Origin of the sequence: Streptomyces sp. NPDC001068, from assembly GCF_042897315.1 — a bacterium.
GTDB lineage: Bacteria > Actinomycetota > Actinomycetes > Streptomycetales > Streptomycetaceae > Streptomyces.
Genome location: NZ_JBIAYD010000011.1, coordinates 22,739 through 37,367 on the forward strand (window position 1 = coordinate 22,739; position 14,629 = coordinate 37,367).

Genomic DNA, 14,629 nt, shown 5'->3' on the forward strand with positions numbered 1-14,629 from the left:
CCCTTAACCAGTCGGCGAGCGGCCAGGGCGCGCGGCCCGGCCTGAGTCCAGATTATCCGTTACGGCCGCCGGTGACCTGGGCGTCTTCGGCGGTCACTGCGGCCATGAGGGCCTGGGCCTGGTCCAGGCGCATCCCCCGCGCGGCTGGCCGGCCCGTCGTGGCTCCGGCGCGGCGCGCGCTCGCGGGCGGGGCGTACAGCGTGGCCCGGTTGCGGGCGCGTTCCCCGTCGTCCTTGGCGGCGCTGTCCATGGAGGCCTCGGCGGCGGCGAGCATCGTGCGCAGGCGCCAGGTGTGGGCGTCTACCCCTTCGAGCGCGAGCGCGCCGGTCCACCCCTCCCAGCCCGCTGCGATGCTTTCGCAGAGCCGCCAGACGACCCAGTAGGGCGGGCGTCCGCGCCACCTCCGTACAGCTCGGTGACCCACTCCATGAGCTGCACCAGGATGCGGTCCGGCATCGGCATGGCCCACTTCACCCGCGCCCCGTCCGCCTGGCCCGCGGCCTGCTCCGCCTCGCTCTCGTCCTGGTGGGTGCTCAGCACCACGCCGTCCTTGACGACTTCCAGGGCCATGAACCGCTGGGCGTCCTCCTGGAGCATCAACTGGGCGAGGAACCCGCGCAGGCCCCGGGCGGCGCCGCGCAGCTTCTTCGGGTCCAGCGTCGACAGGTCCTCCAGGTCGATGCCCTGGGCGGCCATCTGCGCATCGCGCAGGCTGCCGAACGCGTCCATGAACTCGTCGCCCATGACCTCGGGCTCGAAGCGGAGTTCCGTGCCGTTGACGGTGGCGACGTGGGGTTCGGTGTTGAACGAGAAGTTCTTGCTTGCCACGGGGCGTGTCCTTGTCTCCCGCGCCTCGCCCGGCCCTCAACCAGTCGGCGTGAGGATCAGGGTAGCCGTTGGTGCAGGACCTCCCTCGACTACATACCAGCCGTCGGCCCGACGGTGTTCAAGGGACTAAGCTCCGTGCGACATGATGCCTTGCCGTGGAAGCCGAAGTGATTAGCGAATTGCTGGGGCTTGCCGAGAATCAACAGCAAGTCCCAACAACGCCGCCCAGCGCGTGCCGTATCAGCTCCCCGTCCTTCCTGGGCACCGCCAGGTCATACGTCCCAGCGCCCGTAATGAGTTCGTATCGCTCGAACTTCCGGGCCAGGCGTACCTTCCCGGCCGCCGGCTTCAACCGGAACGGTTCCTGAAGGGTCGCACTCCGGCCTCCTCGCGCGTCGTTCCAGACCGGCGCCTCACCGGCAGCGACCCGAAGGTAGCCCTGCCTCAGCCTCGCGATCTCCTTGCCCTTACCGACCGAGACCCTGACCGTCCCGCCGATGCTCTTTGTGAACCCAACAATCCGTAGCGGCTGGCCGGCCTCGAAGTCCGCGATGTCCCCCGCGGGTGTGCGGCGCCGGATCCGCGCCCAGCGCAGCAGCACGTCCACCAAGGTCTCGGTACCGGCGGAACGTCGTTCCGCGCGCGAGCCCGTCACTTTCCCTCCCACGTCGCCAGGACCGCGTCTACGAATTCCCGCGGCGGCTGGTAGCCGTGGTCCGCCGCATAATGAATAACCAGTGCCGGGGCGGCGTAGACACAGCCTTCACCGCCCCACACGTGGACCTCTCCGCTGCCGATGAACTCGTCTCGGAACCGGACGTTCTTCCGCGCTTCCTCAAAGGTCGGGCAGAAGTCGCAGATATGCATGCCCCGGTAGACGTTCACCTTGTCCTTGGCTAGCTCTAGGAGGGCCTCCACAAATCCCTCGGGGACGTCACCCCGGGGGAACTCGTGTCCCTCGGCAAGCCACCCCACGTTCAGCAAAGACGCTCCGGACCCGGCGCGCTGGCCCGTCTCATCCTGGTCGGCCGAGTCCTCGTACGGGCTGAGGTCCTTGTAGTACGCCATTGCTCACCTCCTGGGTCATGTGCTCGCGGAAACGCTGATCGATCTGCCGTAACAATTCTGTTCGTTCGCTACGCGCGCTCGAACCGCTGCGGCAGTTCGCCGGAGTCCCACATACGATCGAGCCTTCCGAAGAAAAGATCGCTGTCGGATTCCATGTCGATCCTCTCCGCGCGGGACAGCGCGGCCAGGGGATCCGTGAAAAGCAACCCTGTCGGTCTCGGGCCCGTGTTTCCACTGAAGTGCCGACAGGCGGCACACCACGTGTAGCTGATGACGGTCTCCCGGCCAGGTCCGCGGTCGGAGGCGTACATATAAGTCCGAACCGCAGTGTTTCCGCAGACTGGGCACACCCGTTCCCTCGGCTCGTCGATGAACCGCGGCCCGACGCCCAGTGCCTGGACGTGCCTCCAGTCATAAGATTTCACGGGTCGCCCTCACCTGTCCTGGATCGCTTCACCGGCCTGATTTCCTGTTGAAGAGTTCAAGCATTCTCAGTCCGTATGCCTCTGCGGCAGATTCCTTGCCACCGAAGTCGGCCGTACCCATCGAGACAAAGCTCTGGTGATGATAAGCCTCGTGGAAGATCGTGAGGACGGCGGTGTCCATGTCGGCGAGGCCCGCGTCCGAGATCTGGATCACCGGTCGCCCCCGGGGGCCCAGTTCCGGCGCACCTCCCGGGTGCGGGCTGTAGCCGTACGCGACCAGGCCGTCCGGCGTCGTGATCTCTGGGACATGCACGATGTCGAAGTGGTCCACGCTCATGCCGACTCGCCCCAACGCCATCTTGACGTGCTTGACGCTCACGCCCCCCTTCTGACCGCCGGGCGCCTTCTGGGAGCTCCCTCGGTACGCGCCCGCTGTACGGACACCGTTGCTGGCCGTCGACGCCGCGTCCGAGCTGGCGGCAGCCGCACCAGACGATTCTGCCGCCTCGGATCTGACAGCCGTCTTCGCCCCCTTGACCACGGCCGCAACACCCAGCCCAGCGGCGCCCGCAGCGCCCGCGATCACGGCCCCGCCTTCACCGATCACTCCGGCCGCCGCTCCCGTTACCGCGGCTCCAAGGCCCCCGATCTCGGCCCCGGCCGTGAAGCCCTCGGCGCCTGCCACCAGGACGGCGCCGCACACGCCGGCCGTCGCCGCCACGCAGGCGACCGCGCCGACGACCACCGCAGTTGCGACTACGGCCGCAAGTACCGGGTGCCGCTCGACCGCGTGGTACGCCTTGTGGACGAAGCTGGATGCGTGGCAGGAGAGCGACCAGCCGCAGCTGTGGTGGGAGCTTCCGCCGCCACCGCCGCCGCCACCGCCGCCACCACCGCCGCCACCACCGCCGTTGTCGTTGTCGAGGAAGGAGGTTCCGGAGGTGTCGTTGCCGCCCGTGTTGCAGCCGCCCGGGTCGAGAGCGCAGTTGCCACCCCCGTCAAGCGTCAGCCCGCTGGGGTCGCTGCCGGTGAGCGGGTTATCGGCAGCGTAGGTGTAGCCGTCGATCTGCTGGGCGTCGGCCAGCTCCAGGACTGGATCGTCCGAGACGAAGCGGCCGATCGTCGGGTCGTACTCACGGGCGCCGAGGTGGGTGAGCCCGGTCGTGGCGTCCACCACCCCGTTCACGAAGCCCGTGTCGCCGAGCCACGATCCCGCAGCCGGTTGTGTACCGCGCGGGTTGCCGAACGGGTCCAGGCGGCGCCGGGTGATTGCCTGTGTCGTGGCGTCCACAGAAGTCTCGGCCGTGTTGTGCACGTCCGTGACCTGCCATTGCAGGCCGCCGGAGCTCGTGCGCACCGCCACTGTCTGTCCCGCCCAGGAGTAGTAGCGCGTACCCGTGGTCGTCGTCGCCCCCTTGGCGAGGTGGACCTCCGTGTCCCCCAGATACAGCGTGGTTCCCGAGTCGTCACGCAAGAGGAGGCGGTTGCCGTCAGCGTCGTACAGGTACGAGGCCGCCGTCCCGTCCACGTTCGTCACCTTCGCGAGGTGGCCTTCGCTGTCCCAGTCCAATATCTGGGTCTTGCCGTTCAGCGTGCGGGTGTGGGTGTTGCCCGCGCCGTCGTACGAGTAGCTGTTCTTGGTCGTCGTGGAGCCCGTGGTTGTCGTCGACGACGACAGGGTGTGCGGCTGGGCATCGCCCTTCGGCGGATACCCGTACGACGTCGAGGTGTCGGAACCGCCCGCTGTGGTCGCGTGGTCAACGTCGGTCTTGCGATTGCCCAGGTCGTCGTAGTCGTACTTGTGCCAGTACGGCGCCGGGCCGCCGAGGACCGCCGTGGACGCGGCGGCGGCACAGCCGTCGGTGGCAGTCCAGGCCTCGGTGAGCCGGTCGTGGCCGTCGTAGCGGTAGCACTGCACGTCGTCGGTGCTGTCGGCGTGCGTTGCGACCTTGGTCGGGTTGCCCGCGTCGTCGTAGGTGTACATCGTGTCCTGGACGGGGGCGCTCTGCACATCATCCGTGACCAGTTCACGCCGGAGGCGGCGGGTGCCGTCCTCGTACGTGTTGCTGATCTGGAGCCACTTGGCGGTGTCCGAGGAGGAAACCCCCAGCGTGATCTGGCTGATGTCGCTCAGCTTGGTGTAGTCGGTGTTCTGGACGTAGCCGGTGGCGCCATTCAGCGTCGTCGGCATGCTCAGGTCGTTGTAGCCGTACTCCAAGGACTCGGCGGGCAGTCCGCCGGCCGCCGGGTCGGAGGTGACCTGGATGGTGCCGTCGAGGTTGTAGCCGGTCGTCGACGTGTACTGACCGGCCAGTGCCTCCTCACCGGTGACCGAGGGGATGGTGACGCGGGTCAGGGTCGGCCGGTAGAGGGAGTCGTAGGCGCCGATCTGGCTGATGTACGCACTGCCGGACGAGCCGCCGACGTACCGGATCGCCGACGTCGGCTGCCCCTTGGCCACCGAGTCGTAAGTCCACTTGGCCAGTTCGTGCGCTGCGTCCTTCGTCTTGCCGTCGTACATGTCGGTCTTGCGGCCGAGAATGTCGTAGCTGTAGCTGAGCGTCTTCTCGTCGGCCGTACCGAGCGCCGTCGTGGTCGTGGCGACCCGGTCCAGTTCGTCGTACGTCGTCTGCGTCGTACCCGCGTCGGGGTCCGTCGACGTCGTCTTGCGGCCCATCAGGTCGTAGCCGTACGACCAGGTGTTGCCGTCGTCGTCGACGACCTCCTTGAGCCGGCTCTTCGCGTCGTAGTGGTACTTGATGGACGTGTAGGTCCCGGTCGGGGTGCCGTCATCGTACTGCCGGGTCTCGGTGGTGCGCCCGAGGGTGTCCGTGAGGGTCGTCGTCGCGATGCCGCCCTGGGGCGGGGTGACCGTGACGCGGTCGCCGCCGTACGTCGTCGACGTCGTCCAGTGCTTGTCACCAGGGGCGTAGAAGTCGGCCGCCGTGGCGCGGCCCGCGCCGTCGTAGGTGGTTAGGGTCTGGGACGGGACTGCGGAGGTGATGTTCGCCAGGGTTCCGGACGGGGAGGTGTTGTCGGTGTAGTCGGTGTCCGCCTCGACTGGCAGGCCGCGGCTGTCGTACTTGGTCTCGGCGATGACCCGCCCGCCGCCCGGTGCCGGAGTCTGGGTCTGGCGGGGGCGCAGCAGCGCGTCGTAGAGGGCGTACGTCGTGTCGTAGGTCGAGCCGTCGTTGTTCAGCTTGCCGGTTGAGACCGCGGAGGCAGCGGTGTTGGAGATCGAGTACGTGTACACCAGGCTGGCGGACTGCCCAGAGGACTTGTTGCGGTTGGCCAGCCACAGGCTGGTCAGGCGGCCGAGGCCGTCATATGCGTAGTCGGTGCGCTTGTTGTTGGGGTCGACGACCGAGGTGGCGAGGCCGCGTGCAGGGTCGAAGGTGGTGGTGGTCGAGTAGAGCTTCGCGTCCTGCGTGACCGTGCTGGTCAGCGGGCCGCCGGTGGTCGGGGTGTAGGTGGTTTTGCTGACCGTCGTCCCGTCCGCGTCTTGGACGGAGTCGACTCGGCCCTGGGTGTCGTAGTGGCTGGTGGAGACGGTCTGGTAGACGGGGCTGCCGTTGCTGTACGAGGACAGGCGCTGTGTCGACGTTTCGTCGCCGAGGGTCGGGGCGGTGCCGTAGGTCTGGCTGTCGTAGAGGGTGCGGACGTCGGAGATCACGTCGTCGGGGCGGGTGGTGTTGGCGTCGCAGGGCACGTCGACGGTCTCGACCCGGGTGGGGAAGGCCATCAGCCAGTCGGTGGTGTTGTTGGCGATCGTGGTGCGGGTGCATTGCTCGTCGCCTTGGGCGGCCGTGTCGCCCTGGTCGTCGACTGTCAGTGCCGCACCGGTCGTCGGGTCGTACGTCGTCGAGACCAGCGTGTTGCGGGGGTCGCCGGAGGACAGATCAGTACGGGAGTGCACGGCCGCAGGGCGGGTGAAGTAGCTGCTGCGGGTGCCGTCCGTTGCTGTCTGGTGGATCCACTGGTCGGTGATGGTGCCGGACACCTCGGCGGAGCCGTTGTAGGTGATCGACTCGCGGACGTTTCCGGCGAGCGGATCGTCGTCGGTCACCGAGGTCTTGGTGGAGTCGGTGACCTTGGCGCTGCGTGTGGTTCCGTCGGACTGCTTGTCGCCGTCCATGCCGCGGAAGTAGGTGGCTTCGGTCTTCGTCCGTGTGGACTGTGCGTCGCCCGTGGTCGTGGTGACGCTGCCGTAGCCGCGCCACTGCGACCAGGTCTTGCGCTTGGCGGGGGCGGTGACGTTGTCGGTGTCGTAGTGCCAGGCTGCCGGGCCGTTGTAGGTGTAGTCGGTCTCCTTCAGCGGTGCTCCGCCGGTCGGGTCGGACTCCGTGATCTGGGTGACGACGTACTTGTGGAACCAGTCCAGTTGAGGATCAGGCGTGAATGGCGGCTGCCAGTATGTGGGGAAGCAGCGCAGGGTGTCGGAGTCCGGGCTGCTGGGCATGGTCGTGCCGGCGACGCACTGTGGGTTGGAGTAGTTGACGGTGAGGACCGAGCCGGTCTCGGAGGTGATCGTCCGCACCCGCCACTTGACCAGCGCGGCGATGTCGTCGTGGGTGGTGTCGACCCGGTTGAACAGTTGGACGCCGGCGAAGGTGACCGGCGGCATGGCCGTGGTGGAGCCGTCTTTGCCGGTGCGGGTGATGGACTTCAGCCACAGGCCTGCGGAGGTGCCGTCGCCGGGGTCGGGGAAGGACTGGTCAAGAGCCCAGGTGTCGGCGTCCCGGTAGGCGGGTGGGGTTTGGCTCGCGTCCCAGATGCTGGTGGTGACGCCGGTCAAGCGCTTGCGGGAGAAGAACGTCGGTCCGGTCGCCGAGCACACTTTGCCCGAGGCACAGATCTGGTCGTAGGGGACGTCCGGCCAGTGTGCGGCGGTGGTGGAGGTGAGTGAGGAGCAGTTTTCGCTGCTGGTCACCAGGCACCGTTCGGCGGTGGTGAAGGAAACTTTCTCGGGTGCGGTGCCGAACACGGTGGAGGAGGTGATGCCGTAGTCGATCCGGCTGAGATAGCTGGCGCGGTCGTACACCGTCCCGTTGCCGGTGGTGGTGCCGTTCTCGGCGTAGTAGTTGGTCTCCTTGGTGTACCAGTACGACATCGCGTTGCCGTGCGGGTCTACGACGTAGTCCAGGTTCCAGCGCCAGGCCTGGGTGAGTGCCCGTCCGGAGAAGCTGGTGCCCTGGTCGTAGCCGGGTTCACCGGAGTCGTCGCCGAACACGGGAACGGTGTCGACGGAATTCGTGAGGGGGTTGCCGGTGGCCCAGCCCGGCAGGCGGTTCTTGCCGAAGACGTACTGGGTGCCGTCCGGGGTGGTGACCGTCCAGAACTCGCCGTCGTTGTCACCGTTCGTGGCACCGGTGGAACGCACCACCCGCTCGCCGTCGTCGGTCTTGGCGTGCCAGTCGCCGGTGGTCTTGTCCTTGATGAGCGGGCTGGACTTGCCGCCGAGGACCAGGGTGGCGTTGTCGTTTGCCCAGCACTCGTCGTTCTTGCCGGTCTGTCCGTCGTCGTCGCAGGAGTCGTATGAGCGTTCGATGTATCCGGTGGTGAGGTCGAAGCCTTCGCCGACCCAGGACGGCTGGTTGTTGGTGGACGGCAGCCGCCCGTCGACGCTCTGCGCGTCGTAGGTGAGAGCCAGGTTGGGGGACGGACCGCCGTTAGACGGGGGTACCGGAAGCGGGTACGACCAGGTGAAGTCACCGCTGGAGCCGCCCGCGCTCCAGGAGGCGGACGGGTTGAGGGGGGTCGCCTGGAAGGAGCCCGTTCCGGACTTGGCGGCGGCGGTCGCGGCGAGGGCCGTCACAGCGGAGGCACTGACGGCGGTGGTGGCCGTGAGGGTGTGGTGTGTGACGTCGTTCTGGGTAGCAATCGGGGTCGTGGCCTGGCACTTCTTGACGCTGGGGGTGGTGAGCGCGCAGGCGGGCAGACGCATCAGGGTCAGCCGGGAGGCGTAGTCGCCGCCGTAGGCGTGGGCGAAGCCGGAGTAGTCCAGGGTCACCCGGGTCTTGCCTGTTCTCTGGCTCCCGTCGGCGCGGGCGAGAGACAGTACGGTGCCGTTGATGCCGAGGGCGGCTGCGGTGCGGTGTGCAGCCACCTTGACTGCCACCTTCGCCGGGGCTGCGCCGGTGGTCGGCGCGCTCACCTGGACCCGCATGCCGCCCACCGAAGTGGCCTGGGCACGGGTCTTCTCGGCTGCCACGGGCACCGTGACAGCGGACGCGGTCGGCCAGTGTGCCGGCTGCGAAATCTGCCTCGCGGTACGGGTGGCGGCCGCTTTGGCCGGGTCCTTCCTCGTGGCCTTCTTGGCCTTGAAGGGCACCGCGGTGCCGTTCTTGACATCCGGTGCGTGCACCGTGTGGTGCCCGTGTGGCTGGGTTGCCCACACCGCCGGGGCGGTGCCCAGTCCCGTGGCCACCAGGGCGCTCGTGGTGACAGCGACGACCCACAGCCGTGTCCGCCGTAGCCCATCCATGACTGCTCTCCCGTTTCGTGTGAAAGTCCGCTGAGGTTCGGTCACGCCCGCCGTGTCGGCGGGATGGTGCTACAGCGGGATGGGCGCTTCGGTGTTGTACATCTGGTCGATGTCGGTGTCGGACATGACGCCGGTCCACACCCGTACGTCGTCCACGAGGCTGTGCGCGTAGTCGCTGTACGCGCCGGTGCTGATCCGACCGCGGCCGATGTTGAAGGTGCCGGTGGCTTGCCAGGGCGTGTCGAAGACGACGCCGTCCCCAGTGCTGTCGTCGGTGTCGGTGTCGCCCTGAGCCCCTTGCCGGACTCCATTGACGTAGAGGAACAGCTGGTGGTGGGCACCGTCGTAGACGCCGGTCAAGAGCGTCCAGGAACCCGGGTCCACGAGTTGGGCGGATGCGATATCGGCGGGCACCTTGACGACCGAGGCGCTGGTGGTGTCGGCGCTGGTGCGGCCGAACACCCACATGCCCTGAGTGGAGCCCGCCGCCTGGTCGTACCACAGGCCCCAGGAGTCGCGTACGCCGCCGGACTGGGTGGCGATCCTCATGTGATGGGCCACGCTCGTGTCGGACAGGGCACCCGTGTCGAGGTTGGCCCAGGCCGCCACGGTGAAGTCGCCCTGGGAGTCCACGATCGGGCCGGAGGCCGTGGCATTGGCCGTCGAAGTGCCGTTCAGGGACAGCACGTTGCCTTTACCGCCGTCGGTGTCCGTGGTCCAGGTTCCGCCGGAGGCGACGGTGGCGGTGTGGCCGTATCCCGAGGAGTCCGAGGCCGTCGTGCCTGAGGTCTCCCCCATGCCCCAGTCCGCAGCGAGAGCCGGCTGTGCGTGGCCCGTGCTCGCGTTCGTCATCGCCTGGAGGTCGGCGATCTCCTCCTCGGACAGGATCCGGTTCCAGGCGGTCACCTCGTCCACCTGTCCCGGGAAGTAGTCGGTGAAGGTCCCTCCTGCCTGACCGCGGGCGATCTGCAGCCCGCCGGTGGCCTGCCAGGGAGTGGTGAAAGCGACCGGATCGCCTTGTGGCACGCCGTTGACAAAGAGCTGGATGGTCTGCTCCTGCGCGTCGTACACACCCATCAGATGCGTCCAGACTCCGACCGCCGGGGTCATCGTCGAGATGGAACGGACGATGGTCGGCGACGCAACGTCCGAGGTGTACCGGTTGAAGATCCACGCCTGATAAGAGGTCGAGTAGTACAGCGCGAATGCTGACCCGTTGACTCCCGACTGCGCGACGGCCACAGCATTGTGGGCGTTGCCGGTCAGGCGGACCCAGGCAGCCACCGTGAAGCTCTTCGTCGTGTCCAGAGCAGAGGAGTCCGTCGTTGCGTATGCGGCCGCGCCATCGCCCTGAAGGGCTTTGCCGAGCCGGGCCTTGTCGCTCCAGGTTGCTCCACTCTTCAGGGTCGCGTTCTTGCCGTTCACGGAGTCAGCCGCAGTGGACCCGGTGCCCTCGTCCATCGACCACTGATCGACCGGACCGGCGCCCGGCGCCACCTTGAAGGAGTAGGTGTAGCTGAGCGACCCGTTGCCCGCTGCGTCCCAGGTCTGGACGGTCAGGGTGTTCACGCCTCGCACATCCGGCGCCAGGGACACCGCGTAGCTGGTGGTCGCGGTGGTGAAGGTCTTGGTCCGCACCGGGTTGTCGTTGAGCTGGTACGTGTACTTGACCACGTCCGAAGCCCCGTTGGCCTTGAGCGTGAATGGCGCGGGCGCGCCCACGCCGCCGTAGGCCGTGCAGTCGTCCGGGTTGTCCGGGCTTGCGCACTCCTGGTACGTCGTGGAGTCGACGTCCGGCTGCACCGGCGCCAAGGAGTCGATCCGGAACCAGCAGCCGGCGGTCCAGCCCGAGTACATGTAACCGGTGATGCCGTCGAAGGAGTACTTGTACTGGCTGCGGGCGCGGAACCAGTATGTCTGCCCGTTCGTCAGCGCCGGGGTTGTCCAGGTGCTGGTCGTCCCGGAGGTCGTGTAGGCCGATGGGCTGCCCGAGCCGGCCAGCGGGTCGGTGGCGTCGGCGTCGTACTTGTACACCTCGAAGTTGGGCCGCAGCGTCGACTGCGAACCGTCCGCCGACTTCGGCGCCGCACCCAGCGTGGGCGTCGTGTCCCGGATCACGGCGGCCGTGGCGCGGGTCGTCGCACACGCCAGGTTCGGGTTGGACAGCTTCACCCCCGTCGGTGCGGACGGCTTGGACACGAAGGTCACCGACAGGGTGGGCTTGTGGTCCGACGGGGAGGCGAACTGCTTCCAGGCAATGTCGTCGCCTTCGTCGGCGGCTCTTAGCCCGAGTGTGGTGGTCGAGGACGACTGCCCAGCGGTGTAGCTCACGGCGTCTGTGGCATCGAAGTCGACATTCCCACCGGGGCAGGAGGATGAGTAACCCTTGGCGGTGCTGACGGAGTCCACCTGGGCGGACCAGGCCGGCTGTGCCGACCACTTGGTGCTGGAGGAGATGGTTCCCGTACGCCACAGTTGCACGGCCTTGTCGGTGCAGTTCGCCGACCACACCTCAAGCGCCGTGAATGTCGCCGAGAGGATTTTCTTGCCGCCAAGGGTGTGTGTGTCGAACTGATACAGCGAACGCGCCTTCTTGTTGTCCACCCACGCGTCGTAGCCGACACCCAGCGCGTGCGAGGTCTTCCAGAACGAGGTGTCCGGCGAGCTCGTCCACACCGTGGTCCACCCCGACAGCGACGCACTGGTCGTCTGGGGGTCGAGCACCACGGGGTAGGTGGTGTCCGGGTCGTCGAGGAAAGCCTGGTCCGGCTTGAACGTCAGCGCGTCGTCCGAGGCGGTCACGTCCATGGCGGTCGCGCGGGCGCCGGGGAGGGGTCCGTCGAGGGCACCGGCTTCGGCAACGGCCGTACGCAGGGCGGCGGTCGACACCGCGTACGAAGTGCGCGACGCCGTCGTGGCCGCCGCCGAGGTCCCGGAGGTGGTGGCGGACGTCGAGGAGTCGTACATCAGCGCGCTGCCTGTGGTGAACACTGGCTGTCCCCCGGCGTCGACGAAGGCCGCGCCCCCGGAGTGGGTGTCGTACGCGGAAACGCCGTCGACCGAGACGGGGAAGCGGACGCTCGCCAGATCCGGATCGGATGCTGCCTCGCGGGACTTGACGACCAGGTTCTCGCTGAAGCCGTCCGCCGTCGCCTTGACCACCAGGTCTGTACCGGGCATGACATCTGGATACGTGGCCGTGGAACCGGAGAGCGTGGGCGGTGGCAACGTCCAGGGCGAGCCGACACTGTAGGTCTTGCCGTCCTTCGTGATGCGCGCCAGGGGGTAGTGGGCACCGCCCCCGGAGAAGGAGATGTCCACGGGGACGGCCTTCGGCACAAGCTCGCCGGAGGAGGTCGTCGCGAGATCGGTGTCGACGGGCACCCAGCCCGATGCCTGCCGCACGCGCACCGCTTCGGCGTCGAACTCAACGGTGAATGTGCCGTCCGGCTGCGCCATGACCAGTTGCGTGGGCGTCGTCTCGGCATCAACCGGAACGGACAAACCCGACAGCGCCGCCTTTTGCGACGCGGCCGCCTCGGGCGACAGGTCACTGTCGACAGCCGACGGCGCGTCACCGGTCGTCGCCTGCGCAGCAGCCGCCTGCACGCCGACGGTACCGACCAACTGAACGATGAGCACGGATGCCGCCAGCCAGACCCGGCGCCCTCGCACCCGCTCGGCACGTCGTCCCCTAACAGCACGGCAAAGCATCCGAGTTGACCTCATGTCCCCCACTCCGCAGTCACACGATTTCCACAGCCGCAAGATCAAAACCCAGCAGATTTCACCTGTCAACCACATGCAGACTGAGCAGATTTCGCCGAATCCACGCACGACGCCCGAACCGCACGCCACCTTGAGGCAAAGAGGGGAAAATTTAGCCAAAAGAAACAGAGATCAACTGGTCATCAAATGGAAATCTCCGCCCACAAAGAGAGGGTGTACCCTCAAGCCAAAACCAGGAAATGACAAATTGGAAGAAAATTAGAGGTAAAGCGATAGGCGTGTCGGCGGGCACCCCAACTAGAAATCGCGTCTGCCCACGCGCCCATGGCTCCGGTGCCCTAGTTGGCGACCCGACAGCACCTCAACTCAGCAGTGCAGTCGTCGCTACCGCCCCAGGTGGAGCGCCTCGGCTAGGAAGTTGTTGGGGCGGGTGCCCGGGTGACGCACCAGCTTGGTGAACACGACGTCCCCGCCCACCTCGAACCGCAGGAAGTTGCGGCGGCGGGGTCTGATCAGGTGCGGGCGGGTGCCGTCCAGGACCAGGCGCACCTTGGGGTGATCGCAGATGATGACGCCCTGGAGGCCACGCGGCCCCTCCTGGATGTCGGTGCTGATGAACTCGCCCATGCTGTCCGGGGCCTCCGCCCTGGCGATCCGGGCCACCCGCTCCACGCGCTGCTCCAGCTTGCGCCGGGCGATCCCACCACGAGCCCGCAGCAGCCGTGCCAGGGCGCCCTGGTCCAGGCGTACCTCCACGCTCACGGCGTGATCTCCGAGGGGCACAGACAGCCCGGCAGCGCCACCGTGACGCGCTGCTCCAGGCCCACGCACCCGCCCTGCGGGCCCACGGTGCGCTGCTCGCCGACGAACACCACCCGGCCGCGCCGCTGGTCGCCTGTCGTGGGCAGGCAGCACTCCAGGGCGTTGCGCACGACCACCATGTCGATGTGCAGGACGCGGGCCGCCTCCCCCAGCGCATCGCAGGGCGGCGGACAGCCGCCCTCGTCGAAGGATGGGGCGCAGCGCAGCAGGGTGACCACGAGTTCCACGGCCATGGCGGCCGGCGGCGTGCACAGGGTCCGGCCCCGGGCGGCGGCCGCGGGCAGTGTGCGGTCCACGGTGGGGAACTCCGTGGACGGGTACAGCCGCGCCACGTTGACCGTCAGCTGCCCGCCGGCCCCGCCCCCGGGGCTCTCGTTGCACGGGTCATCGCAGGAGTCCCACGCGGCCGTGCCGGGCACCAGACAGCTCCGACAGGGGCATCCGGGCTGACCGTCCACCTGCCCGGCTGCATCCTGGAGAGCCGCGCAGACACACGCCAGCACGGCCTCCGCCGCCTCTTGGACGGCGTTGAGCTGCAAAGCCATTGTCAGACCTTCCCGTTACGGTCGAATCCGACATAGCAGACCCCCAGGACAGCGGTGGGCGCCGCCCCGGGGGCATCGCCGACTGACAAGGAGTCGACATGTCCGAGAGTACGCGCTGTACCGTGGTCGAGGACGGCGCCAGATGCGCCGCAACGCCGAGGGCGCAGGGCTTGTGTAACCGGCATTACATCCGCTGGCGTCGGACCGGCGACCCGCTCGGCGTGCTCCAGCCGGGCCGCCCTCCCCAGAGCGTGGAGGACGTGGTGGCCCGGGCCCTGGCGATCCCGGCGAACGCCAACGGTTGCCGCATCACCACCGGTGTCTTCGCGACCGCGCGCGGGGGGTACCCGCAGGTGAGCATGGGCAACAAGCGCGTCCGCGTCCACCGGCTGATGCTGGAGCAGGCGCTGGGCCGCCCCATCGGTCCGGGACTGGAGGCGTGCCACACCTGCGACACTCCGGCGTGCTGCGAGCCGTCCCACCTGTTCGAGGGCACGTCGGCCGCCAACCAGGGCGACAAGGTCGCGAAGTCGCGCCAGGCGTGGGGGACGCAGGTCAACACGGCGAAGCTGACGCCGGACCAGGTAAAGGCGATCCGCGAGGCGTACCGCTCGGGCGCCCGCTACCCGAGCCCGCACAGCTCCAGGTCCCTCGGCGAGCAGTACGGCGTGCACCACTCCACCATCCGCGAGGCGGCGAACGGCGGTAACTGGGCGCTCCTCAGCTGA

The 14,629-nt window shown here is 68.0% G+C and carries 9 protein-coding genes; 1 reads left to right on the top strand and 8 read right to left on the bottom strand.

Annotated features, from left to right (window positions below):
* Positions 1-52 precede the first annotated feature (52 nt).
* From ACFY3I_RS29000 to ACFY3I_RS29035, 8 genes are all read right to left on the bottom strand, one after another.
* Complete coding sequence (locus tag ACFY3I_RS29000; protein WP_390863905.1) at positions 53-274, bottom strand: hypothetical protein; 222 nt, start codon at positions 272-274, stop codon at positions 53-55.
* A 26-nt stretch (positions 275-300) separates the two neighbouring features.
* Complete coding sequence (locus tag ACFY3I_RS29005; RefSeq protein WP_390863907.1) at positions 301-828, bottom strand: hypothetical protein; 528 nt, start codon at positions 826-828, stop codon at positions 301-303.
* 199 nt (positions 829-1,027) lie between these two features.
* Positions 1,028-1,435: a hypothetical protein gene (locus ACFY3I_RS29010; protein ID WP_390863908.1), complete on the bottom strand. Its 408-nt coding sequence runs from the start codon at positions 1,433-1,435 to the stop codon at positions 1,028-1,030.
* A 44-nt stretch (positions 1,436-1,479) separates the two neighbouring features.
* Complete coding sequence (locus tag ACFY3I_RS29015) at positions 1,480-1,896, bottom strand: hypothetical protein (RefSeq protein WP_390863910.1); 417 nt, start codon at positions 1,894-1,896, stop codon at positions 1,480-1,482.
* A gap of 453 nt (positions 1,897-2,349) precedes the next feature.
* Positions 2,350-8,805, bottom strand: coding sequence for an RHS repeat-associated core domain-containing protein (locus ACFY3I_RS29020; RefSeq protein ID WP_390863912.1), 6,456 nt, complete (start codon positions 8,803-8,805; stop codon positions 2,350-2,352).
* Between the two features lie 69 nt (positions 8,806-8,874).
* Positions 8,875-12,519 carry a LamG-like jellyroll fold domain-containing protein gene (locus tag ACFY3I_RS29025; protein WP_390863914.1) on the bottom strand — a complete coding sequence of 1,215 codons (3,645 nt, stop codon included), beginning with the start codon at positions 12,517-12,519 and terminating at the stop codon, positions 8,875-8,877.
* 399 nt (positions 12,520-12,918) lie between these two features.
* Positions 12,919-13,296: a hypothetical protein gene (locus ACFY3I_RS29030; RefSeq protein WP_390863915.1), complete on the bottom strand. Its 378-nt coding sequence runs from the start codon at positions 13,294-13,296 to the stop codon at positions 12,919-12,921.
* Complete coding sequence (locus ACFY3I_RS29035) at positions 13,293-13,901, bottom strand: hypothetical protein (RefSeq protein WP_390863917.1); 609 nt, start codon at positions 13,899-13,901, stop codon at positions 13,293-13,295. Before ACFY3I_RS29035 ends, ACFY3I_RS29030 begins: the two co-directional genes overlap by 4 nt.
* Before the next feature lie 170 nt (positions 13,902-14,071).
* Here ACFY3I_RS29035 and ACFY3I_RS29040 point away from each other — a divergent pair, with 170 nt between their 5' ends.
* Positions 14,072-14,629, top strand: a complete 558-nt coding sequence (locus ACFY3I_RS29040) for a hypothetical protein (protein ID WP_390863919.1) — start codon at positions 14,072-14,074, stop codon at positions 14,627-14,629.